Annotated in this window: 23 protein-coding genes; 16 read left to right on the forward strand and 7 right to left on the reverse strand. The window is 62.4% G+C overall.

The window, feature by feature from the left end:
• Positions 1 to 211 precede the first annotated feature (211 nt).
• From SFY93_RS23610 to SFY93_RS23645, 8 genes are all read left to right on the forward strand, one after another.
• Entirely contained in the window at positions 212 to 1,345 is a 1,134-nt protein-coding gene (locus tag SFY93_RS23610) for a M20/M25/M40 family metallo-hydrolase (protein ID WP_184518207.1), read from the forward strand.
• 245 nt (positions 1,346 to 1,590) lie between these two features.
• Complete coding sequence (locus SFY93_RS23615) at positions 1,591 to 2,532, forward strand: ABC transporter permease (protein ID WP_093756403.1); 942 nt, start codon at positions 1,591 to 1,593, stop codon at positions 2,530 to 2,532.
• Between the two features lie 13 nt (positions 2,533 to 2,545).
• Entirely contained in the window at positions 2,546 to 3,430 is an 885-nt protein-coding gene (locus SFY93_RS23620) for an ABC transporter permease (RefSeq protein WP_093756404.1), read from the forward strand.
• Positions 3,427 to 5,112 (forward strand): ABC transporter ATP-binding protein, encoded by a 1,686-nt coding sequence (locus SFY93_RS23625; protein ID WP_414716962.1) that lies wholly within the window; start codon positions 3,427 to 3,429, stop codon positions 5,110 to 5,112. The genes SFY93_RS23620 and SFY93_RS23625 overlap by 4 nt, the downstream gene beginning before the upstream one ends.
• Positions 5,113 to 5,142: 30 nt before the next feature.
• Positions 5,143 to 6,666, forward strand: a complete 1,524-nt coding sequence (locus SFY93_RS23630; RefSeq protein ID WP_320444829.1) for a M81 family metallopeptidase — start codon at positions 5,143 to 5,145, stop codon at positions 6,664 to 6,666.
• Positions 6,667 to 6,678: 12 nt separating this feature from the next.
• Positions 6,679 to 7,839: a M20 aminoacylase family protein gene (locus SFY93_RS23635; RefSeq protein ID WP_320444830.1), complete on the forward strand. Its 1,161-nt coding sequence runs from the start codon at positions 6,679 to 6,681 to the stop codon at positions 7,837 to 7,839.
• A 183-nt stretch (positions 7,840 to 8,022) separates the two neighbouring features.
• Positions 8,023 to 8,913, forward strand: a complete 891-nt coding sequence (locus tag SFY93_RS23640) for a crotonase/enoyl-CoA hydratase family protein (protein ID WP_320444831.1) — start codon at positions 8,023 to 8,025, stop codon at positions 8,911 to 8,913.
• Between the two features lie 8 nt (positions 8,914 to 8,921).
• The gene (locus SFY93_RS23645) at positions 8,922 to 9,593 is read left to right on the forward strand and encodes an alpha/beta fold hydrolase (RefSeq protein WP_320444832.1); all 672 of its coding nucleotides are present in this window, start codon (positions 8,922 to 8,924) and stop codon (positions 9,591 to 9,593) included.
• A gap of 4 nt (positions 9,594 to 9,597) precedes the next feature.
• On the opposite strand, the gene SFY93_RS23650 is transcribed toward SFY93_RS23645, so the two are convergent.
• From SFY93_RS23650 to SFY93_RS23660, 3 genes are all read right to left on the reverse strand, one after another.
• Positions 9,598 to 10,575, reverse strand: coding sequence for an NADPH:quinone oxidoreductase family protein (locus tag SFY93_RS23650; protein ID WP_320444833.1), 978 nt, complete (start codon positions 10,573 to 10,575; stop codon positions 9,598 to 9,600).
• Positions 10,575 to 11,204: a 2-hydroxychromene-2-carboxylate isomerase gene (locus SFY93_RS23655; RefSeq protein WP_320444834.1), complete on the reverse strand. Its 630-nt coding sequence runs from the start codon at positions 11,202 to 11,204 to the stop codon at positions 10,575 to 10,577. Before SFY93_RS23655 ends, SFY93_RS23650 begins: the two co-directional genes overlap by 1 nt.
• A 141-nt stretch (positions 11,205 to 11,345) precedes the next feature.
• Positions 11,346 to 12,050 carry a glutathione S-transferase N-terminal domain-containing protein gene (locus SFY93_RS23660; RefSeq protein WP_320444835.1) on the reverse strand — a complete coding sequence of 235 codons (705 nt, stop codon included), beginning with the start codon at positions 12,048 to 12,050 and terminating at the stop codon, positions 11,346 to 11,348.
• A gap of 134 nt (positions 12,051 to 12,184) precedes the next feature.
• Here SFY93_RS23660 and SFY93_RS23665 point away from each other — a divergent pair, with 134 nt between their 5' ends.
• Entirely contained in the window at positions 12,185 to 13,207 is a 1,023-nt protein-coding gene (locus SFY93_RS23665) for a methionine synthase (protein ID WP_320444836.1), read from the forward strand.
• Positions 13,208 to 13,319: 112 nt separating this feature from the next.
• Here SFY93_RS23665 and SFY93_RS23670 read toward each other — a convergent pair whose 3' ends face one another.
• From SFY93_RS23670 to SFY93_RS23680, 3 genes are all read right to left on the reverse strand, one after another.
• Entirely contained in the window at positions 13,320 to 13,943 is a 624-nt protein-coding gene (locus SFY93_RS23670) for a hypothetical protein (RefSeq protein WP_320444837.1), read from the reverse strand.
• 116 nt (positions 13,944 to 14,059) lie between these two features.
• On the reverse strand, positions 14,060 to 14,584 hold the full coding sequence (gene gpt / locus SFY93_RS23675) for a xanthine phosphoribosyltransferase (protein ID WP_068736116.1): 525 nt from the start codon (positions 14,582 to 14,584) through the stop codon (positions 14,060 to 14,062).
• 73 nt (positions 14,585 to 14,657) lie between these two features.
• On the reverse strand, positions 14,658 to 15,392 hold the full coding sequence (locus SFY93_RS23680; RefSeq protein WP_309948719.1) for a competence/damage-inducible protein A: 735 nt from the start codon (positions 15,390 to 15,392) through the stop codon (positions 14,658 to 14,660).
• 221 nt (positions 15,393 to 15,613) lie between these two features.
• Between SFY93_RS23680 and SFY93_RS23685 the strand changes: the two genes are divergently transcribed.
• The 7 genes from SFY93_RS23685 (at position 15,614) to SFY93_RS23715 (ending at position 22,492) form a co-directional block, all read left to right on the forward strand.
• The gene (locus SFY93_RS23685) at positions 15,614 to 17,032 is read left to right on the forward strand and encodes a circularly permuted type 2 ATP-grasp protein (protein WP_089264954.1); all 1,419 of its coding nucleotides are present in this window, start codon (positions 15,614 to 15,616) and stop codon (positions 17,030 to 17,032) included.
• Between the two features lie 167 nt (positions 17,033 to 17,199).
• Entirely contained in the window at positions 17,200 to 18,144 is a 945-nt protein-coding gene (locus SFY93_RS23690; protein ID WP_068736110.1) for an alpha-E domain-containing protein, read from the forward strand.
• A gap of 40 nt (positions 18,145 to 18,184) precedes the next feature.
• Positions 18,185 to 19,027, forward strand: a complete 843-nt coding sequence (locus SFY93_RS23695) for a transglutaminase family protein (RefSeq protein ID WP_093756416.1) — start codon at positions 18,185 to 18,187, stop codon at positions 19,025 to 19,027.
• 78 nt (positions 19,028 to 19,105) lie between these two features.
• A complete protein-coding gene (locus SFY93_RS23700; RefSeq protein WP_093756417.1) occupies positions 19,106 to 19,852 on the forward strand; it encodes a proteasome-type protease in 747 nt (248 codons plus the stop codon).
• 11 nt (positions 19,853 to 19,863) lie between these two features.
• Positions 19,864 to 20,382 (forward strand): GNAT family N-acetyltransferase, encoded by a 519-nt coding sequence (locus tag SFY93_RS23705; protein WP_320444838.1) that lies wholly within the window; start codon positions 19,864 to 19,866, stop codon positions 20,380 to 20,382.
• A 22-nt stretch (positions 20,383 to 20,404) separates the two neighbouring features.
• Complete coding sequence (locus tag SFY93_RS23710; protein ID WP_068736102.1) at positions 20,405 to 21,163, forward strand: SDR family oxidoreductase; 759 nt, start codon at positions 20,405 to 20,407, stop codon at positions 21,161 to 21,163.
• A 78-nt stretch (positions 21,164 to 21,241) separates the two neighbouring features.
• The gene (locus SFY93_RS23715; protein ID WP_320444839.1) at positions 21,242 to 22,492 is read left to right on the forward strand and encodes a NupC/NupG family nucleoside CNT transporter; all 1,251 of its coding nucleotides are present in this window, start codon (positions 21,242 to 21,244) and stop codon (positions 22,490 to 22,492) included.
• 19 nt (positions 22,493 to 22,511) lie between these two features.
• Here the strand turns inward: SFY93_RS23715 and SFY93_RS23720 are convergent, their stop codons facing one another.
• Entirely contained in the window at positions 22,512 to 23,573 is a 1,062-nt protein-coding gene (locus SFY93_RS23720; RefSeq protein ID WP_320444840.1) for a dipeptidase, read from the reverse strand.
• Positions 23,574 to 23,647: the final 74 nt, after the last annotated feature.

Below are 23,647 nucleotides of genomic sequence, written 5' to 3' on the forward strand. Positions count from 1 at the left end.
GGCATCAAGCGTGATGCGCGTCAATCGCGTTTTCCACGCGATACATCCACACGGTGTAGAATGCATTGCAATGCACATTGTCGATTTGCAAAGGCGATTGCGCTGCTGCTAAGTCATGCGCGAACTCTCGCCGACAAACTCTCGCAATGTGCGCAGGCACGGAGCGCCTTGATCATCCGTGACGAAATTCTCATCCAAGAGGAATGACTTGATGAACCCCGCCGAACTCCCGTTTGATCTCGAGAACATGTTGCAGGGCCTGCGCATCTGGGTCGAATGCGAGAGCCCCACATGGGACGCGAATGCGGTCAACAGCATGCTCGACCTCGCTGCACGCGACATGGCAATCATGGGTGCGACCATCGAGCGCATCGCGGGACGTCAGGGATTCGGCGGCTGCATCCGCGCCCGTTTTCCACATCCGAAATTCGGCGAACCCGGTATCCTGATCGCGGGCCACATGGATACGGTTCATCCGGTTGGCACCATTGAAAAGCTGAAGTGGCGCCGCGATGGCGAGCGCTGCTACGGCCCGGCGATCTGCGACATGAAGGGCGGTAATTATCTATCGCTGGAAGCCATTCGCCAGCTCGCACGTATCTCCTATACGACGCCGCTACCCATCACCGTACTGTTCACGCCCGACGAGGAAGTCGGCACGCCATCGACCCGCGACATCATCGAAGCTGAAGCCGCGCGGAACAAATACGTGCTGGTGCCGGAGCCCGGTAGTGCGGGCAACGGTGTCACCACTGGCCGCTATGCGATCGCCCGCTTCAATCTCGAAACCATCGGCCGGCCCAGCCATTCGGGCGCGACGCTGTCGAACGGCCGCTCCGCGATTCGCGAAATGGCGAAGAAGATCGTGCAGATCGACGAGATGACCGGACCGGACTGCACGTTCAGCGTCGGCATCGTGCATGGCGGACAATGGGTCAACTGCGTTGCCTCGTCATGCACCGGCGAAGCGCTGAGCATGGCCAAGCGTCAGGAAGATCTCGATGCCGGCGTCCAGCGCATGCTCGCTCTCTCAAGTACCGAGAATGACGTGACCTTCAACGTCACCCGCGGCGTCACCCGCCCGGTGTGGGAACCGAACGCGGCGACCATGGCGCTGTTCGAGAAAGCCAAGGCCATCAATGGTCGCCTCGGCCTGCCCGAACTGACCCATGGCAGCAAGGGTGGCGGTTCGGATGGTAATTTTACCGGCGCGATGGGCATCCCGACCCTCGACGGGCTCGGCGTTCATGGCGCCGATATGCACACGCTCAACGAATATATCGTCGCGCAGAGCCTTGTTGATCGTGGCCGCCTGATGGCGGGATTGCTGGCAACCCTCGATTGATGCAACGTCGCCCGGTTTGCACATGCATCGCATGGCGCAAATCGGCGGTGGCACAGGACTTGCTACCTTTACGTTTAAGTTTAGCGAACTTCGGGTTGAGGCAAGTTGCGACGGTGAATCAGCGTTTCTCGAAAAATCTGTGTTTCTCGCGGACAATGACGACCAAGAGCAGCGAGCCCGTGACGTTTCCGGTTGACCGACGCGGTCCAGTTACGTTCGATCAACACCACCAATAGGAAAGCGCCATGCTCGGATACCTCATTCGCCGGATTCTTGCGGCCATACCCGTCATGGGTGTGGTGGCCCTGTTTGTCTTCCTGCTGCTTCGGCTGACGCCCGGCGATCCTGCCGCGATCATCGCCGGCGATAACGCGACGGCCGAGCAGCTCGACCGCATCAGGACGCAGCTCGGCCTCAACGAACCGCTCTACACGCAGTTTTTCAGCTGGGTCTGGCGGCTGCTGCACGGTGACTTCGGCACCTCGCTGATCTCCAACGTGCCTGTGCTGCAGATGGTCAACCAGCGCATCGAGCCCTCTTTGAGCATTGCATTGAGCGTGATGCTGGTTTCGATCCTTGTTGCAATCCCGCTCGGCGTCATCGCCGCATGGAAACACGGCACATGGATCGACCGTTTCGTGATGGCGCTGTCAGTGATCGGCTTCTCCGTGCCGGTGTTCGTGATCGGTTACGTGCTGGTCCAGGTGTTCGCGATCGAACTGCGCTGGTTTCCGGTGCAGGGTTTCCGCAGTATCTCGCGTGGATTCGGGCCGTTCTTTGAGCGCATCACGCTGCCGACCATCGCGCTGTCCTTTGTCTATGTCGCGCTAATCGCGCGCATGACCCGGGCGGCGATGCTCGGAGTGCTCGGCGAAGACTATGTCCGCACCGCGCGCGCCAAGGGCATCAACGAGAGCGGTGTGCTGTTCCGCCACGCGCTGCGTAACGCCGCCGTGCCGGTCATCACGGTGATCGGTACCGGCTTCGCACTGCTGATCTCCGGCGTCGTCGTCACCGAAAGCGTGTTCAACCTGCCCGGCATCGGTCGCTTGACGGTCGACGCCGTGCTGGCGCGGGATTTTCCCGTGATCCAGGCCATGATCCTTTTGACCTCGGGCGTTTATGTCGGGGTCAATTTGCTTATCGACCTTGCCTACGCACTGCTCGATCCCAGAATTCGTTACTAGGAATCTGTATCTGATGGCGATCGAATCCCTTCCCAACCCGGCCCTCCCCTCCCGCAGCGGTCCGTCGCTCGGCTTTCTCACCGCGACGCCGATTATCGCCTTGGCGACGATTTGCCTGACGCTGGTGATCCTGTCGGCGATCTTCGCACCGTGGCTGACGTCGCACGATCCGCAATTGCTGGCACCAGCCTTGCGGCTGAAGCCGGCCAGTTCGGAATATCTGCTCGGCACCGACGCTTACGGCCGCGACGTGCTGGCGCGCATCCTCTATGGCGGTCGCATCTCGCTCCTGATCGGCCTCGGCGCCGCCGTCACCAGTATCGTCATCGGCCTGTTCATCGGCCTGTTCTCGGGCTTTTTCAAATTGGCCGATGCTGTGATGATGCGTGTCATGGACGGCCTGATGGCGATGCCCGGCGTGCTGCTGGCCATCGCCGTCGTGTCGCTGTCAGGCGCCACCCTGACGACGGTGCTGATTGCGATCACTATTCCGGAAATCCCCCGTGTCGCGCGACTGGTGCGTTCCGTGGTGCTGTCGGCGCGTGAGGAGCCCTATGTGGAGGCGGCGATCTCGCTCGGCTCCAGCATGCCGAAGATCATGTGGAAGCATCTGATGCCCAACACGGTGGCGCCGCTGATCGTCCAGGGCACCTTCATCGCCGCATCCGCCATTCTCACCGAAGCGATCCTGTCGTTCCTCGGCGCCGGCATCAGCCCGGAAACCCCGACCTGGGGGAATATCATGGCCGAGGGCCGCGCCTTCTTCCAGGTCAAGCCATCGCTGATCTTCTGGCCGGGACTACTGCTCTCGATTGCCATCCTCTCCGTCAACCTGATCGGCGACGCTGCCCGCGATGCGCTCGATCCCCGCATGAAACAGCGTGAGGCCGGCAAGTGAGCGAACTCGTGAACCCCACCGTGAATACCCGCCCCATCGCACTGGAAATCGAAAACCTCGTCGTCGGCGTCGGCAAGAGCGGCGCCGGCAAGAAGATCATCGACGGCATTTCTCTCCAGGTGCGCCAGGGCGAAACGCTCTGCGTGGTCGGCGAAAGCGGCTCCGGCAAGTCGGTGACCTCGCTCTCCACCATGGGCCTGCTGCCGCGAGATTCACTCAAAGCCATCGGCGGCAGCATCAAGCTGGTCGGCGAAGACGTGCTGCAGGCCAGCGATCGCCGGCTGCGTCAGCTCCGCGCCACGACGATGGCGATGATCTTCCAGGAGCCGATGACGGCGCTCAATCCTGTCGTCCCGGTCGGACGGCAGATCGACGAGGTGCTGCGCACCCACACCAATCTCGGTGCCTCCGCGCGTCGCGCCAAGATCCTCGACATGATGGAGCAGGTGCGGCTTCCGGATGTGAAACGCATCTTCGCCTCGTACCCGCACCGCCTCTCCGGCGGCCAGCGACAGCGCATCATGATCGCCATGGCGCTGGTGCTGGAGCCGAAGCTGCTGATCGCCGACGAGCCGACCACCGCGCTCGACGTCACCACGCAGGCGCAGATTCTCAAGCTGATGCGCGACCTGCAGAAGGATCACGGCACCGCCGTGCTGTTCATCACCCACGACATGGGCGTGGTGGCCGACATTGCCGACCGCGTTGCGGTGATGCGTCATGGACGGCTGGTGGAAACCGGAGCACTCAAGGATATCCTGAGCGCGCCCACGCAGGAATATACCCGCAATCTGCTGTCGTCGGTGCCGAGCCTCATTCCCCGCGCGGCCCGCGAGGAAGTGGGCTTCAATCCAGTCGTGCTCGAAGCGAATGAGCTCGGCAAGGTCTATCGCGAGCGTTCCATGTTCGGGAAACCACGCGAGGTCCACGCAGCCAAGGACGTCACGCTGACGCTGCGCAAGGGCCGTACGCTCGGCATCGTCGGCGAAAGCGGCTCAGGCAAATCCACGGTGGCACGCTGTATCGTCCGGCTGATCGACCCGACCTCCGGCGGCATCCGTCTTGCGGGTCGCGAAATTTCCGACCTGTCACGCCACACGTTGCAGCCGCATCGCAAGAAGATCCAGATCGTCTTCCAGGACCCCTATCGTTCACTCAATCCGCGCATCACCATCGGCGAGTCCATTTGCGAAGGTCCGATCAATTTCGGCACCAAACATTCGGTGGCAATGGCCAGGGCGCGTGAACTGCTCGAACTGGTCGGTCTTCCGGCAGACGCAGTGTCGCGCTATCCGCACCAGTTCTCCGGCGGCCAGCGCCAGCGTATCGCCATTGCGCGCGCGCTTGCCCTCGATCCGGAAGTGCTGGTGGCCGACGAGGCCGTCTCGGCCCTCGACGTCTCAGTGCAGGCCCAGGTGCTGCGGCTGCTCGATGACATCCAGACCCGGCTCGGCATCGCCATCCTGTTCATCACCCACGATCTGCGCGTCGCCGCCCAGATTTGCGATGATGTTGCCGTGATGCAGCATGGCCGGGTGGTGGAACAGGGCCCGGCAGCGGAAGTCCTCGCAAATCCGCAACAGCCCTATACGCGCCAGCTGCTTGACGCGGCGCCCGGACGAGGATGGGATTTCGCCAACTTCCGCGCGGTCGATGGCAGTACCACCGTGCCGGCGGCCTGAGCCCATACCGAAACTGACCCTGGATTCTGAATGACCCGTATCGCTGTCGGCGGCTTTCTGCACGAGACGAACACGTTTGCGCCGACCAAGGCGACCTATGAGGCCTTTGTACATGGCGGCGGCTGGCCGTCGATGACGCATGGCGCCGACGTCCTCAAGGTGATGCGTGGCATCAATGTCGGCCTCGCCGGCTTTATCGAGGAAGCCGAGACACGCAGCTGGGAGTTGATCCCGACCATCGCCTGCGGCGCGAGCCCTTCGGCGCATGTCACTAGGGACGCGTTTGAGCGCATCGTCGGCGAGATGATCGACGGCATCAGGGCAGCGCTGCCGCTGGACGCGGTCTATCTCGATCTGCACGGCGCCATGGTCACCGAACATCTCGACGACGGCGAAGGCGAAATCGCGCGGCGCGTGCGCGAGGTGATCGGGCCGGACATTCCGTTCGTGGTCAGCCTCGACCTGCATGGCAACGTCTCGCCGGAAACGGTCGAATATACCGACGCGCTGATCGCCTATCGCACCTACCCGCATGTGGACATGGCCGACACCGGCCGCGCCTGCGCACGCCACATGGACTTGCTGCTCGCCGGCAACCGCTTCGCCAAGGCGTTCCGGCAATTGCCGTTCCTGATTCCGATCAGCTGGCAATGCACCAATGACGAGCCGACCAAGGGCATCTATCTGAAGCTGGCCGCGCTCGAACACGACCAGGTGCCGACGCTGTCGTTCTGCCCCGGCTTTCCTGCCGCCGATTTCCCGCATTGCTGCCCGAGCGTGTTCGCCTATGGCGTGACGCGGGCCGATGCCGACGCCGCAGCGGACACCATCGTCAAGCTGGTGATGGGCCACGAGGATGATTTCGACGGCAAGATCTACAGGCCGGACGAAGGCGTGTTGCATGCCATGGAATTGGCGAAGACCCTCACCAAGCCGGTCGTCATCGCCGACACCCAGGACAATCCCGGTGCCGGCGGCGACAGCGACACCACCGGCATGCTGCGCGCGCTGGTGAAGAACAAGGCGATCAAGGCGGCCACCGGCGTGATCTACGATCCCGCTGCAGCGAAGGCTGCCCATCAGGCCGGCGAAGGCGCTACGGTCAAACTCTCGATCGGCGGCAAGTCGGGCATTCCCGGCGACGCGCCTTACGAGAACACGTTCGTGGTCGAGAAACTGTCGGACGGCAAGTTCGTCGCTAACGGCCCCTATTATGGCGGCCGCGACATGGATATGGGCCTCTCGGCCTGTCTGCGTATCGACGACGTCCGCGTCGTCATCTCCTCGCACAAGGCCCAGCTCGCCGACCAGTCGATGTATCGCTATGTCGGTATCGAGCCGACTGAGCAGAACATTCTCGTCAACAAGAGCTCGGTGCATTTCCGCGCCGACTTCGAGCCCATCGCCGGCAAGCTGCTGATCTGCGCCGCGCCCGGTGCGATGCCCGCGGATACGTCGGTGCTGCCCTGGAAGCATCTGCGTCCGGGCATTCGGCTGAAGCCGAACGGCGAACCATTTACGCCCCAGACCTCATCACCTGCCCTCGTGCCGTGAACGGATAGACCCATGCCCACACTCGAACGTATCGACGCTTTCGCCGACGAACTCACCGCCATCCGCCGCGACTTGCACGCGCATCCGGAAATCGGCTTCGAGGAAGTCCGCACCTCCGGCATCGTTGCCGATAAGCTGACTTCCTGGGGCGTCGAAGTGCATCGCGGCTTAGGGGGCACCGGCGTCGTCGGCGTGTTGAAGGGCAAGGGTTCGGGCGGCAAGCGTATCGGCCTGCGCGCCGACATGGACGCGCTGCCGATGGAGGAGAACACCAACCTCGCCTGGCGATCGACCATTCCGGGCCGCTTTCACGGCTGCGGTCATGATGGCCACACCACCATGCTGCTCGGCACCGCGCGCTATCTCGCCGAGACCCGCAATTTCGACGGCACCGTGCATTTTATCTTCCAGCCCGCCGAAGAAGGCCTCGGCGGTGCGCGCGCGATGATCAAGGACGGACTGTTCAAGCAGTTTCCCTGCGATGAAATCTACGGCCTGCACAATGCGCCGGACATGAATCACGGCGAAGTCGGCATCTTCCCCGGTCCCGCAATGGCCGCCGCCGACTTCTTCGACATCACCATCAAGGGCTATGGCGCGCACGGCGCGATGCCGGAGCGCTCCAAGGACCCTGTCGTGATCGCGATGTCGCTCGGTCAGGCGATGCAGTCGATCGTCAGCCGCAACGTCAACCCGTTCGAATCCGCGGTGCTGTCGATCACCCAGATCCATTCGGGCTCGGCCTATAACGTCATCCCGGATGATGCGAAGCTCTGCGGCACCGTGCGCTGTTTCTCCGAGAAGGTCCGGATGCAGATCCGCGAGCGGATGCACGCCTTGGCCGCCGGCATGGCGACGGCATTCGACTGCGAGATCAAGGTCGATATCCGCGACGGCTTCAGCGTGCTGGTCAATCAGGAAGAACATTCCAAGGCCGTCGAGGACGTCGCCCGCACGATCGTTGGCGACGCCAATGTGATCACCCGCGCGAAGCCGAAAATGGGCTCCGAAGATTTCGCCGACATGTTGCATGCCGTGCCCGGCGCCTATTTCTGGGTCGGCCAGGAAGGCTCGGTGCCGGTGCACAATCCCGGCTACTATCTCGACGATAAAATCCTGCCCATCGGCGCCAGCATGTTCGCCCGCATCGTCGAAACCCGGCTGCCGGCGTAAGAAGCGGCAGCCAACGCTGTCGGCATAATTCCGCAGGATGGGTTGAGAGCAGCCGTGCAAGCTGCTGTCCGACAACCCATCACGACTGCGCGCATGACAAGATGGGTTTCGCTATCGCGCAACCCATCCTAAAATCGGCGGCGAGCAACCGTCCAACAAACAAAAAACAGGGAAGAAACCATCATGGCCTATGAGACCATCCTCTACAGCGTCGAAGACCAGATCCTCACCATCACGCTGAACCGCCCTGAAAAGCTCAATGCCTACAACGCCACCATGCAGGCCGAGCTGATCGACGCCTTCGACAAGGCCGATGCGGACGACAATGTGCGCGCGATCATCGTGACCGGTGCCGGACGTGGTTTCTGCGCGGGTGCGGATCTCTCTTCGGGCGCCGACACCTTCGATCGCGACGCGCGGCGCGGCCCGGTGAAGCGCCTCGCCAGCGGCGATGTCGACTACAGCGATCCAATGGTGCGCGATGGCGGCGGTCAGGTGACCCTGCGAATCTTCAAATGCCTCAAGCCAGTCATCGCCGCGGTGAACGGCCCGGCCGTTGGCATTGGCGCCACCATGCAGCTCGCGATGGACATCCGCATCGCCTCGGAAGCCGCACGCTTCGGCTTCGTGTTCTCCCAGCGCGGTATCGTGCCGGAAGCCGCGTCGAGCTGGTTCCTGCCGCGCCTCGTCGGCATCTCGCAAGCGCTGGAATGGTGCTACTCCGGTCGCGTGTTCCCGGCACAGGAGGCCCTCGCCGGCCGACTCGTCAGCAAGGTCGTGCCGCCCGATGAGTTGCTGCCGACCGCGCGCGCGCTGGCGAAGACCTTCATCGACAAGACCGCGCCGGTGTCTGTGGCGCTGATCCGCCAGATGATGTGGCGCATGATGGGCGCCGACGATCCCATGGAAGCGCACAAGATCGACAGCCGCGGCATCTATGCGCGTGGCCGATCCGAAGACGTCAAGGAAGGCGTCGTGGCGTTTCTCGAAAAGCGCCCGGCCGAGTTCAAGAACAAGGTCAGCACGGATATGCCGAGCTATTTCCCGTGGTGGGACGAGCGCGGCTACAAGTAGGATCACGAATGAATCCGACGCCCTCTGGTCGTCCGTCTGAGGGCGTCATTTTCCTGCACGGCATCAGCCGGTCGTTCCGATCTTTCATCAAGATGCAGCAGGCGGTCGAAGCCGCAGGATTCGCCACGCGGAACATCGGTTATCCCAGCCGGCGCAAGACGCTGTCTGCGCTGGCCGATGACATCCATCCCGCCATCGCGCCGTTTGCCGAAGCCAACGAAGGCTGCACGCATTTCGTCTGCCATTCGATGGGGGGCCTGCTGGCGCGTGTCTATCTGGCGCGCCACCGTCCATCACGTCTGGGCAGCGTGGTCATGCTGGGCACGCCGAACGGCGGCAGCGAGATCGCCGATCTGTTCAAGAACTGGCTGCCCTATCGCCAGTATTTCGGCCCGGCGGGGCAGCAACTCGTTACGATGCGGGATGACGTAACTGAGGCGATGCTTCCCCCAGTTGACTATCCGGTCGGCATCATCGCCGGCGATCGTACGCTCGATCCGATCGCTTCGCGCTTGATGTTGCGTGGCCCGAATGATGGTCGTGTCACCGTCGCGCGCACGAAACTTGAAGGCATGACCGACCACCTCGTCATCCACGCGTCACATGCGATGATGATCCGGAATCGGGAAGCAATCATGCAGACCATCGCCTTCCTGCAGGACGGCCAGTTTCGGCGCTGAGCGCTCAGCCCATGGTCAGCGCCACACGGCCGATCGCCTTGCGCTCCGTCAGCAGCCGCATGGCAGCCGCGACATCCGCCAGCGGCAGGCGATGCGAAACATTTGGCCTGATCTTTCCCGCTTCTGCCCATGCGAGGAGCTGCGCGATGCGGGCTTCGCCGATCTTCGGATCGCGCCGCGCCGCCTCGCCGGCGCGGACGCCGAGCACGCTGGCGCCTTTAATGAGCACGAGATTGGTTTTCGCCACGCCGATGCCGCCGGTGAAGCCGATCACCAGCAGGCGGGCACCCCAATTGATGCAGCGCAGGCTCTGCTCGAAGATTTCGCCACCGACCGGATCGAACACGACATCGACGCCCTTGCCATCCGTGAGACGTTTAACGGCATCCCTGAACGGTCCGGCGCCATACAGCACGCCGTGATCCGCGCCGCGCTCACGCGCCACTACGAGCTTCTCTTCTGACGACGCGGCAGCGATCACGGTGGCGCCCAGCAGCTTGCCAATCTCCACCGCTGCCAACCCCACGCCGCCGCCGGCACCATGCACCAGCAGCACTTCGCCCGGCTTGATCTGGCCGCGATCGACCAGCGCGTGATGCGCGGTGCCGTGGGCGGCAAGAAACGTCGCCCCCTCCGCATAGTCGAACGTCGACGGTAGTGGAGTGAGTTGTGCCGGCGTCACCACGACTTCGTCCGCATAGCCGCCATGACGCAGCTTGACGATGACGCGATCCCCGACCGCGATGCCGGGCACATCGCCGGCGATTTCGCTGACGTCGCCCGCCGCTTCCATACCCGGCGTGAACGGCAGCTCCGGTTTGAGCTGATATTCGCCGGCCGCCATCAGGATATCCGGAAAATTGATTCCGGCAGCGCGCACGGCAACGCGGACCTGCCGGGGCTTTAGCGCCTTTGATTCGAATTGTTCGAGACGCAGGATTTCCGGCGCTCCGAGCTCACGGCAAACAATCGCTTTCGGCATCAGGCGGCGCTCTCGGCGCTTCCAGCGCCAACGCGGCGGCGCTGCAGCGCCTCACGCATCAGCGGCAGGCGGTCATTGCCGAAATACATGTCGGTCTTGTCGAGATAGATGGTCGGCGAGCCGAAGCCGCCCCGTGCGATCACGTCATCCGTATTGACCTTGAGCTGGTCCTTGATCGCCTGATCGCCGATGCCCGCGAAGAATTTCGCGGGATCGATGCCGGTGCGCGTACAGATCTCGGTGAGAACATCATCCCTGGAGATATCCTTGTCGTCGCCCCAATAGGCTTCGAATACCGCGCGCGCGAACGGCACCATCGCATCGCTTCCAAGCCAGATGCAGCCGCGCATCGCCTTGACGCTGTTCACCGGAAACACCGTCGGCGGCATCTTGATCGCCAGGCCCGCCGAGCGCGCCCAGTCGCCGAGGTCCTTCTTCATGTAGCGCGCTTTGGCCGGCACCGGCGTCTTGCGCGATTCATAGACGCTGGGATTGATCGAATTGAAGATGCCGCCGACCAGAATGGGCCGCCACGAGATTTCCTCCCCGAACTCCTTCGCCAGCGGCTGGATGTTGTGGAAGGCGAGATAGGTCCAGGGGCTGGAACAGTCGAAGAAGAATTCGATCATGGGTGTTTCCTCTTATTATTGTTCTCTGTCATTCCGGGGCGCGCCACTTGGCGCGAACCCGGAATCCCGATGTGTTTTTATTACTGCCAGGTTCCGGGTTCGTCGGCGCGAAGGCGCGCCGCCGCCCCGGAACGACGAATCTCACTGCTGCGCCTGCGCATGCGCCGGTGCATCGACACCGAACATGATCTTCCTCGCCTGCTCATCCATCGGCTTCTTCTCTTGCTTGCCGACGGCAAGCCCTGCCTGTACCTGCGGCCGCGCGCGGACGAGCGCAAACCAGCGCTTCACGTTCGGGAAATCATCCAGTGTCAGCCCCTGCGCCTTATGGGTCATGATCCACGGAAAGCACGCCATATCGGCGATGGAGTAGTCGCCGGCGATATAATCGCGGCCCCCGCCAAGATGCGCATCGAGTACGCCGTACAGGCGCCTGGCTTCGCGGGTATAGCGATCCATCGCATAGGGAATCTTCTCGGGGGCATAGAGCAGGAAATGTCCGTTCTGGCCGAGCATCGGACCGAGCCCGCCCATCTGCCACATCAGCCATTGCATGACGTCGAAACGCTTTCGCATCTCGGCCGGCATAAACTGGCCGGATTTCTCCGCGAGATAGATCAGGATTGCGCCGCTCTCGAAGATCGACACCGGCGCGCCGCCATCGGCAGGCGCATGATCGACGATGGCCGGCATGCGGCCGTTGGGGCTGAGCTTGAGGAATTCAGGCTGGTGCTGGTCGCCGCGACCGAGTTGCATCGGGACGACCGTATAGGGCAGCCCGCACTCCTCCAGCATGATCGAGATTTTCCAGCCGTTCGGCGTCGGTGCGTAATGCAGGTCGATCATATAATTTTCCCGGCGTCCTCGATACGTTTTGGCCGATCCTAGCCCTCCCTTATGGATGCGCCAATCCCATATACGGAGGGTCAGGAACGTGGCAGATAGGCCTCCGCAAAACACAATTTCCGGGGAGCGAACAAATGCTGTTTCCAACCACCATCGCCGGCTCGCTGCCGAAGCCCGAATGGCTCGCCGAGCCGAACAAGCTGTGGCCAACCTGGCGCTCCTCCGGCGACGAACTCGCGCGCGCCAAGCGCGACGCGACGCTGCTGGCGGTGAAAGTGCAGGAAGATGCCGGCGTCGACATCGTCACCGAAGGCGAGCAGGCGCGGCAGCATTTCGTCCATGGCTTTCTGGAAAAGGTCGACGGCATCGACTTCGCCCACAAGGTCGAGATGGGCATCCGCAAGGATCGCTATAAAGCGATGGTGCCGCAGGTGACCGCGCCGCTGCAGCTCAAGGGCCGCGTGCACGCCTTCGAAGCGCAGGCTGCCCGCGCGCATACGACGAACAAGTTCAAGTTCACGCTGCCCGGCCCAATGACCATTATCGATACCCTGTCGGACAGCTATTACGGCGACCGCGTCAAGATGGCCTTCGCCTTCGCCGAATTGCTGAACCAGGAAGCGCTCGCACTGCAGGCCGACGGCGTCGACATGATCCAGTTCGACGAGCCGGCCTTCAACGTCTTCATGGACGAAGCCGCCGACTGGGGCGTCAAGGCGCTTGAGCGCGCCGCGCAAGGCCTCACTTGCGCGACAGCCGTTCACATCTGCTACGGCTACGGCATCAAGGCCAATACCGACTGGAAAGAAACCCTCGGCAGTGAGTGGCGGCAATATGAGGAGATATTCCCGGCCATCGACGCCAGCCCGATCCAGCAGGTCGCCATCGAATGCCGCAATTCGCGCGTGCCGCTGGAATTGCTGGGACTGCTGAAGAACAAGATCGTCCAGGCCGGTGTGATCGATGTCGCCAGCGACACTGTCGAGACGCCGGAGGATGTTGTCGCCACCATCGAGGCCGTGATGAAACACGTGCCGAAGGACAAGATCGTGCCGACGACCAATTGCGGCATGGCTCCGATGCAGCGGGATATCGCGGAAGCGAAACTGCGGGCGTTGGGTGCGGGTGCAAAGCTCGCAAGGCAGAAACTGGGGTAAGACGTCCCCCGCAACAAACGCCGTCATGCCCGGCCTTATGCCGGGCATCCACGTCTTAGCACCAAACAAGGAAAGACGTGGATGGCCGGGACAAGCCCGGCCATGACGAATTCTAGTTTCCCGCGGCAGCACTCACATGCAGCACCGGACGATAGCCGGCGCGAAATGCCCTCAGCGTCGATGGTGGCGTCAGCAAATGCGCGTCGACGAGCTCGACATCCGCCGCGCGATAGCCCGCAAACGACCACTGCAGCGCCTGCCCCTGCGCGATCAGAAAGCTCTCACCACCCGCCTGCACCATCGCCCCATCCGGCAATACCTCGACAGGCCCATCCACCGGATGCAATCGCTTCTTCCTGTTATCCAGCCGCTCACGATGCAGCACCGCATCGATCTCCGTCGCCCGCACACGCGTGACGCCGTTGCCCTCCTCCCACGCCGCACGAAAGCGGTTGGCATCGTCGCGGCGGCAATAGAAGCATGGGCGGTGACCGGCGGCGAAGGATGTGGCCTCGTCGAGGAAGAACAGTTCGGTCCAGCTACGTGTCGCCATCACATCGCGGCGACGGCCGCAAAATTCGCAGACACAGGTGATCCAGGCCGGATTCGACCAGCGCCTGTTCAGGAGCGTTTTGGTCGAAGGATCATGGATGATGCCACGATTGCCGGTGAACGTTCCGCGCTCCGGTGTCGCGACGATATTGCCTGACGGCGTGACACGATTTTGCAGCGGCATATCCCTGTCCTCTCCACGTCATTGCGAGCGCAGCGAAGCAATCCAGAAGCAACAAGCCAAGACTGGATTGCTTCGTCGCGAGTGCTCCTCGCAATGACGGCTGAAGAGCTGGTGCCCTAGCCTGCGCCTTCGCGCATCGGCGGCTGGAACGACAGGCCGAGATCCCACGGAAAGAAGATCCAAGTGTCCTGCGACACTTCGGTGATGTACGTATCCACCAGCGGCCGGCCCATGGGCTTGGCATAGACAGTCGCAAAGTGCGCTTTCGGCAGCATGTCGCGAACGATACGCGCCGTCTTGCCGGTATCGACGAGGTCGTCGATGATCAAGAGGCCCTTGCCGTCGCCGCCGCCGAGTTTCAGCGCATCGGCCGAGAGCCCCTTCAGTACCTGCAACTCACCGCGCTTGTTGTGCTCATAGCTGGCGATGCACACCGTATCGATGACGCGGACGCCGAGTTCGCGCGCCACGATCGCTGCCGGCACGAGACCGCCGCGTGTGATAGCGATGATCGCGTGAAATGGACCGGCGCTGTTCAGCCGCCAGGTCAGCGCGCGGCAATCGCGATGGAATTGATCCCAGGACACCGGGAATGCCTTCCCGGCGCGCTCCTCAGCACTCAATTCCGGATGATCGGCCATGTTCGTCTCCTCACATCGGTCGCCCTCAGGCGGCCGGACTTATGTTGATCCACTCGTTAGTTCACTCTTAATTTCACTTGGGCGCGTTGATTGTCGCCAACATCGCCTTGACGGCCTCCATTGCCGCATTGAGCTTATCCTGGTCGCGCGAACGCACCACCAGATTGGTGTTCGGCTTGCCCTGTTCGTCCATGAACGGATAGCTGCCGATGATCGTGTCCGGATGCGCCTTCGCGATATCGCGCAGCGGCCCACCGACGTCGCCCTCCCGCGCATTGGCCTTCACCGTATCGGATAGCATCCGCAAACCAGATTTCAGTTTCGGCGACACGATGTCCATCATCGCCTGCATGATCGTCGGCACGCCGGCCATCACGATCACATTGTCAATCTTGAAGCCGGGCGCCAGGATGGTCGCGCTCTGGATCAGGTCGGCGCCGTCAGGGATGCGTGCCATCCGCAGCCGGGCTTCGTTCAGGTCGGCGCCGAAGCGCTCCTGGAAACGCGCGACCACCTCGGGATGATGATCGATCTTGACGCCGAACGCCTTGGCGACCGCATCCGCTGTGATGTCGTCGTGGGTGGGGCCGATGCCGCCAGTGGTAAAAACGTAGGTGTAACGTTTGCGCAGCGCATCGAGCGCAGCAATGATGTCCGGCTCGTCGTCGGAGACGACACGGACTTCCTTGAGATCGATACCGATATTGGTGAGGTACTCGGCAATGAAGCCGATGTTCTTGTCCTTGGTCCGACCTGACAGAATCTCGTCGCCGATCACCAGGATGCCCGCGGTCACAATCTCGGTCATTTGTCGTTCCTCACCATTCCCGGGACCATGCGCAGGCAAAGTCCTGATGTCACGGGGTTTTGCTGCCGAAACGAGCAGCGTCCAGCCGTTTTTTCAGGCAGCTTTACACGCATCTCATACGAATTGCTCTTGTTGAATGCATATCGTGCTGGCCCGCCCCTTGCTACCATCCCTTTCAGTCGTGCAATCTCCGTACGGCCTCGAAACAACAGTCAGGGTACATGGCAGTCGCGTTCGACGAAATGAACGGGCCCCAAGGCGAACTCCGCCCGGCCTATGAAGAACTCTCCCGCTGGCTCAAGGAGACGCCTCCGGACGCTTTGGAACATCGCCGCCAGGAAGCGGAGCTGCTGTTCCGCCGGATCGGCATCACCTTCGCGGTTTACGGCGACTCCGAATCCACCGAACGGCTGATCCCCTTTGACGTCATTCCGCGGATCATTTCTGGCAAGGAATGGACCCTGCTGGAAAAGGGCCTGAAGCAGCGCACCCGCGCCATCAACATGTTCCTCAAGGACATCTATCATGGCCGCGAAATTCTCCGCGCCGGCCTGATCCCCGATGACCTGATCTTCCAGAACCCGGTGTTCCGCCCCGAGATGAACGGCCAGGACGTCCCCCACGATGTCTATGTCCACATCGCCGGGATCGACATTGTCCGCACCAATCCGGACGAATTCTTCGTTCTCGAAGACAATGCCCGCACGCCCTCCGGCGTCTCCTACATGCTGGAGAACCGCGAGATCATGATGCGGCTGTTCCCCGACCTGTTCGCGCGACATCGCGTCGCGCCGGTCGAGAAATATCCAGACGAACTACTGTCCTGCCTGCGCTCCGTGGCACCGCGCTCGGCCTCGACAGAGCCCACCGTCGCGCTGATGACACCCGGCGTCTACAACTCGGCTTACTACGAACATTCGTTCCTGGCCGACAAGCTCGGCGTCGAACTGGTCGAGGGCCGCGACCTCATCGTCAAGAACGATGAGGTCTTCATGCGCACCACCGAAGGTCTCAAACGCGTCGACGTGATCTATCGCCGCGTCGATGACGATTTCCTCGATCCCCTCACCTTCCGCCCGGATTCAGCGCTCGGCGTGCCCGGACTGATGTCGGCCTATATGGCCGGCAATGTCACGCTGGCCAATGCGGTCGGCACCGGCATCGCCGACGACAAGGCGATCTACAGCTACATGCCGGAAGTAGTGAAGTTCTATCTCGGCGAAGAACCGATCCTGAAGAATGTGCCGACCTGGCGCTGCCGCGAACCTGGCGATCTTGCTTATGTGCTCGATCACTTAAGCGAACTCGTCGTCAAGGAAGTCCACGGCTCCGGCGGCTACGGCATGCTGATCGGCCCTGCTGCTACAAAAGCAACGATTGAAGCTTTCCGCGACAAGCTGAAGCGCGAGCCGGAAGGCTTCATCGCCCAGCCGACGCTGGCGCTGTCGACCTGCCCGACCTGCACCGAGTCAGGCCTCGCGCCGCGGCATGTCGATCTTCGCCCCTTCGTGCTCACCGGCAGCAAGAACGTCTCCATCGTCGCAGGCGGTCTGACCCGCGTCGCACTGAAGGAAGGCTCGCTGGTGGTGAATTCCAGCCAGGGCGGCGGCACGAAGGATACGTGGATTTTGGATGAGTGAGATGACCGCCACGGCTGCTGCTTTTCTCGTCGTCATTCCGGGGCGTGGCCGGCACTTGCCGGACACGAACCCGGAATCCCGATCAGTGAATCTCATTTCGAGATTCCGGGTTCGTGCGCGCAAAGATGCGCGCGCGCCCCGGAATGACGAGCTTAGGTAATTCCCGCATGCTGTCGCGCACCGCCGAGAACCTTTACTGGCTAGCCCGCTATGTCGAACGCGCCGAATATCTCGCGCGCACGATCGAGGCGACACTGCGCGTCACCGCGCTGCCGAATACCTATATCGGCCAGACCAACGAATGGGATTCGGCGCTACTAACCGCAGGCGTCAGCGCAGCCTTCTACGAAATCTACGAGGAAGCCAACGAGACCAACGTCGTCGAATATCTCTCGTTCTCGACGGCCAATCCCTCCTCGATCCGCAATTGCATCGAAGCCGCACGCCTGAACTCGCGCTCGGTCCGCACCGCGCTGACCGGCGAGATGTGGGACACGATCAACAGCGCATGGCTGGAGCTGCAATCCGCCTGGAGCGGCGGCGCCAAGACACGCGAGCAACTGGCGAACTTCCTCCGCTTCGTGCAGGAGACATCGCTGCGCTTCGACGGCTCGGCCTACCGCACCATGCTGCGCAACGATGCCTACTGGTTCTCACGGCTCGGCCTGCATCTGGAACGCGCCGACAACACCGCGCGCATTCTCGATGTGAAATATCATCTACTGCTGCCCGAAGACGAACATGTCGGCGGCCCGCTCGACTACTATCAATGGACCTCGATCCTGCGTTCGGTCTCCGCACTGACGGCCTATCACTGGGTCTATCGCGAGACGCTGAAGCCCTGGCTGATCGCGGATCTGCTGATCCTCAATGACACGCTGCCGCGCTCGCTGGCGAGCTGCTACGGCAATCTGGTGCGCAATCTCGACCAGATCGGCGTGTCCTATGGCCGTCAGGGCGCAGCGCAGCGCCACGCCCGCGGCGTCCGAAACCGCCTCGAACACAGCAACATGCAGGATATTTTCCAGCATGGGTTGCATGAATTCATCCAGGAATTCATTGCAGATAACAGCCGTCTGGGCGACATCATTGCCAAACAATACCTGATTTGAGCTAGCGTCCCGGCTCATCTGCAGATTCGGACACGTTGCCATGCGCCTGCGTATCGCCCATTCGACCACCTATCGCTACGAACCGCCAGCTTCGGGCGTGATCCAGATTTTGCGGATGACGCCGGGCAGCCATGACGGCCAGTATGTCGCCGAGTGGCAGATCGATGTCTCCACGGATTCGCGCCTGGATTTGCATGAGGACGCGTTCGGCAACGTCACCCATGTGCTGACCCATGGGCCGATCGCCGACCTCACCGTGACCGTCGAAGGCCTGATCGACACCCAGGATACCGGTGGCGTGCTCAAGGGCACCGACGAGCGCTTTCCGCCGAGCTTCTTCCTGCGTCAGACCGATCTCACCGACCTCAGCGCAGCGATGCAGACCTTTGCCAAGGATCTGTCACCAAGCGCGGAGACCGACGTACTTGGCTTCCTGCACGCGTTGATGATGGCCATCAACGAGCACATGACCTTCGACGTCGATCCAACCAGCACCGGTACTTCGGCGAGCGAGGCCTTCATCGGCAAGCGTGGCGTCTGCCAGGATTACGCGCATATCTTCATCGCCTGTGCCCGCTCGGCCGGCGTCCCTGCCCGCTTCGTCTCCGGCCATTTCTGGCGTGCCGATGGCGAGACCAACCAGCAGGCCGGCCATGCCTGGGCCGAGGCCTATGTGCCGGATCTCGGCTGGGTCGGCTTCGACCCTGCGAATGCCATCTGCACCACCGACGCCCATGCCCGCGTTGCCATCGGCCTGGATTACCTCGGCGCAGCCCCCGTCCGCGGCACCCGCTATGGCGGCGGCACGGAAACCCTGACCGTCGCCGTCAAGGTCGATCAGGCCAATGGCCGCGGCCAGTCCCAATCGCAGAGCCAGTCCTGAACAACCTCAAACTGGTTTTCCGAGGTTGCCCGGTCGATACCCACCGCGTAAGACGCTTCCCTGACCAAGGGACCGACGATGACCTATTGCTGCGGAATTCTCGTCAAGGACGGCCTGGTGATGATCGCGGACACGCGCACCAATGCCGGACTCGACAACATTTCGACCTTCCGCAAGCTGCACATTTTCAACCAGCCCGGCGACCGCATCATGGCGGTGGCCTCCGCAGGCAATCTCGCCATCAGCCAATCGGTGCTCTCCACCCTGAGCGAGGGGCTAGAGAACCCGACCACCGGTGAGCTGGAGACCCTGCTGAACGCACCTACGATGTTTCAGGCTGCGCAGCGCATCGGCCGCGCCATCCGGCACGTCAACGCCACCGAGGGCAAGGCGCTGGAGGCCGAGGATATCAATTTCGACGTCTCGTTCCTGTTCGGCGGCCAGATCAAGGGCGCCAAGATGCGGCTGTTCATGATCTACCCGGCCGGCAATTTCATCGAATGCACGGTGGACACGCCCTATCTGCAGATCGGAGAGCACAAATACGGCAAGCCGGTGCTCGACCGCGCAATGCATTACGACGTAGAATTGTACGAGGCGCTCAAGACCGGCCTGATCTCGATGGACTCGACCATGCGCTCCAATATCGGCGTCGGCCTGCCGATCGATGTGCTGGTGGTGCGCACCGATGTCTGCGACGCCGATCTCAATCACCGTATTGAAGCCGGCGAGCCCTATTTTCACGACCTGCGCTCGCGCTGGTCGGCAGCACTGCGCGCGGCACATCAAAACATTCCGCGCCCACCCTACAAGAAAGACAATTGAGCGCGGCCGCAATGACCGCAGTTCCGATGAAATGGCGCATCATGACGGAGGCAGACCTGCCATCCGTCCTCGCCATCGCCGATGCCGTTCATCCCGATTTCCCCGAAGATGAGGTCGTGTTCGCGAACCGCCTGGCGCTCGATCCAAACGGTTGCGCCGTGCTCGAAGCCCAGGACGGGATCAAGGGTTATCTCGTCAGCCATCCCTGGCAATTCAGGGAGCCGCCATCGCTGAACAGCCTGCTGACAATGCCCGCAGCGCCCTCGACCTTCTACATTCACGATCTCGCATTGCTGCCCGAAACCCGCAGATCCGGCGCGGCGACCGTGGCCGTCGATATGATGGCGGCACGCGCCAGGCTGATGCAACTGCCCAACATGACGCTTGTTGCCGTCAACAATTCAGTTCATTTTTGGCAGCGGCACGATTTCACCATCATGCGCGATTCCGAATTGGATCAGAAACTGCAAAGCTACGGCGACAACGCACGTTTCATGGTCCGGGACCTCACTCAAAAAGACCTCTCGTAAAAAGAAAACAGGGACGAAACAGATGACCAACAAGATCGCACTCGTGACCGGAGCTGGCACCGGCGTCGGCCGTGCCGCATCGCTCGCGTTGATGAATGCCGGTTTCACCGTCGTGCTCGCCGGTCGCCGGCTCGAACTGCTGCAAGAGACCCAGAAGCTTGGCGCGGCCAATGGCGGCAAGAGCCTTCCGGTGTCTGCTGACATGGCCGATCCCGCCTCCATCGCCGCGCTGTTCGCCAGGACCATGCAGGAGTTCGGCCGGCTCGACGTGCTGTTCAACAATGCCGGCATGGGCGCGCCCGCGATCCCGTTCGAAGACCTCGGTCTCGAACAGTGGCAGGCCGTGGTGAACACCAATCTCACCGCGCCGTTCCTGTGCACGCAGCACGCCTTCCGCATCATGAAGGATCAGACGCCCCGCGGCGGCCGCATCATCAATAACGGCTCGATCTCGGCGCATGCGCCGCGCCCGTTCTCCGCCGCCTATACCTCGACCAAACACGCCATCACCGGCTTGACCAAGGCCAGCAATCTCGACGGCCGCGCCTATGACATCGCCGTCGGCCAGGTCGATATCGGCAACGCCGCCACCCCCATGACCGACCGCATGGTCAACGGCCCTGGCGTGCTGCAGCCCGACGGCACCTCGAAGCAGGAGCCACGCATGGACGCCAAAGCCGTCGGCGACGCCGTCGCCTATATGGCCGGCCTGCCGCTCGACGCCAATGTGCTGACCATGACGGTCATGGCGACGAAGATGCCGTTCGTCGGACGCGGCTAAAACGTAATCCGCCTCAGCGGCATTGCGATTGCATGACATGGGAAGCCGCGGCATCATCGCCGCGGTTTCGGGGGATTTATGCTTCAGCTACAATCGGCGTTCGGCGTCATCGCACTTTTGGGGATCGCCTGGGCGCTCGGTGAAAACCGCAGCAAGGTGTCGCTGAGACAGGCCGCGATCGGTCTCGCATTGACGATCGTCGCTGCCGTGATCCTGCTGAAGCTTCCCGTCGTGACGCGCGCCTTCAGCAGCATCAACGATGCTGTCAGCACCATCGCCGCAGCGTCGCGCGCCGGCACCTCCTTCGTGTTCGGTTATCTCGGCGGCGGCGCACTACCGTTCGATCTCAAGAATCCCGGCGCGGATTTCGTGCTCGCACTGCAGGCACTCCCCGTGGTGCTGGTCATCAGCGTGCTGACCAGCCTGTTGTTCTACTGGCGTATCCTGCCGCCGATCGTGCGCGGCATGGCGTGGCTGCTTGAACGCACACTCGGCATCGGCGGCGCGGTCGGGCTGTCAACGGCCGCGAACATCTTTCTGGGCATGGTCGAAGCCCCGTTGTTTATTCGCCCTTACCTCGCGCAGCTCACGCGCAGCGAACTGTTTCTGGTGATGACGGGCGGCATGGCGGGGATCGCCGGTACCGTGCTGGTGCTCTACGCCACTTTCATGGCGCCGCTGATCCCTGATGCGTCGGCGCATTTCGTGATTGCTTCCGTGCTCTCGGCGCCAGCTGCGATCCTTGTCAGCCTGATCATGGTGCCTGAGACGGAGGATCGTCGCACAGGTGGATTGCTCGCCAATCCGGACGCATCGGCCACGAGCACGATAGATGCGATCGTCAAGGGCACGAGTGCAGGCATCGAACTACTCGTCAACATCATCGCCCTGCTGCTGGTCTTCGTGGCGCTGATGTATCTCATGAACGCGATCCTCATGATGATGCCGACCGTGGGAGGCAACACGCTGTCCGTGCAACGCATGCTGGGTTACGTGATGGCACCGGTGTGCTGGCTGATGGGCCTGCCGTGGGACCAGGCGCTGACCGCGGGCTCGCTGATGGGCGTCAAGACGATCCTCAACGAGTTGATCGCCTATGTTCAATTGGCGAAGCTCGGTCCCGATGCGCTGGATGCGCGCTCGCGCCTCATCATGCTTTATGCGCTGTGCGGATTTGCAAATTTTGCCAGCCTCGGAATTATGATCGGAGGCCTGGGCACCATGGCGCCGGAACGTCGTAACGAAATCAACGCGCTCGGCGTGAAGTCGATCGTCTCGGGGACGCTGACGACCTGCCTGATGGGCGCGATCGTCGGCATGCTCACCTGAGATACGCCGCCAGCGCCGGTCAGCCGATCGTCCGCTGCAGCAGATCAAGCCAGTTGCCCGCGCCGAGCTTGCCGAGCAGCGTCTCGGAATAGCCCTTGGCGCGCAAGGCCACGAACAGCACCTGCAGGCCCGCGGCGGAGTCGATGGCCTCGGGCACTACCGCGCCGTCGAAATCCGATCCCAGCCCGACATGATCCTCGCCCAGCTTCTCCAGCAGATAGTCGATCTGCTGCACCATCAGCTCGATGCCGGTGTCGGGCCGCATGCTGCCGTCGGGGCGCAGGAAGCAGGTCGCGAAATTCAGGCCGACCATGCCGCCGGTGTCGCGGATCGCGGCGAGCTGCCTGTCGGTGAGATTGCGCGGCGACGGGCACAGCGCATGGGCATTGGAATGGGTCGCCACCAGCGGCGCCTTCGACAGCCGCGCCACGTCCCAAAAACCCTTCTCGGTGATGTGCGACAGGTCGACCAGAATCTTCAGGTCATTGCAGGCGCCGATCAACCGCTCGCCGGCCGCGGTGAGACCGTCGCCGAGATCCGGCCCGGACGGGAAGTGAAACGGCACGCCATGGCCGAAGATGTTGGTCCGGCTCCACACCGGCCCGATCGACCGCAACCCCGCCGCATAGAGAACGTCGAGGAATCTGAGCTCGGCGTCGATGGCCTCCGCGCCTTCCAGATGGACCACCACGGCCAGCGCCTTGCGCTCAATGGCGGACCGGATTTCGGCGGTGGTGGCGCAGATCGCCACCGCGCCTGCGGAAGCGCGTTCGAGCTGCAGCAGGATGGCCAGTTCGGCGACGACGGAATTGCGCGCCTCGTCCATCGTCAGCGGCTCGGGAAGCGGCACGGCGTAGCGTCCGCCCGTCATCTGCGCCATGAATCCCGATGACGCCTGAGCCGCCGGCGAATACAGCGCGAACAGCCCGCCGACGAACGCGCCGGCCTTCGCCTTCGGCAGGTCGATGTGACCGGCGGCTTCCCCGATCAGGAAGTCGGATACCGGATCGTGCGATTGCGATTTGTACAGCCGCAGCAGCACATCGTTGTGACCGTCGAAAACCGGAACGGATGCAGTCATGAGATACTCGTTGAGGGCCAGGGCAGCGACGGGCTCAGCATAGCTGATTCAACGCCACTGCGACGCGCGAACAA

The organism is Tardiphaga sp. 42S5, assembly GCF_034044155.1.
In the GTDB taxonomy this organism is placed as follows: Bacteria; Pseudomonadota; Alphaproteobacteria; order Rhizobiales; family Xanthobacteraceae; genus Tardiphaga; species Tardiphaga robiniae.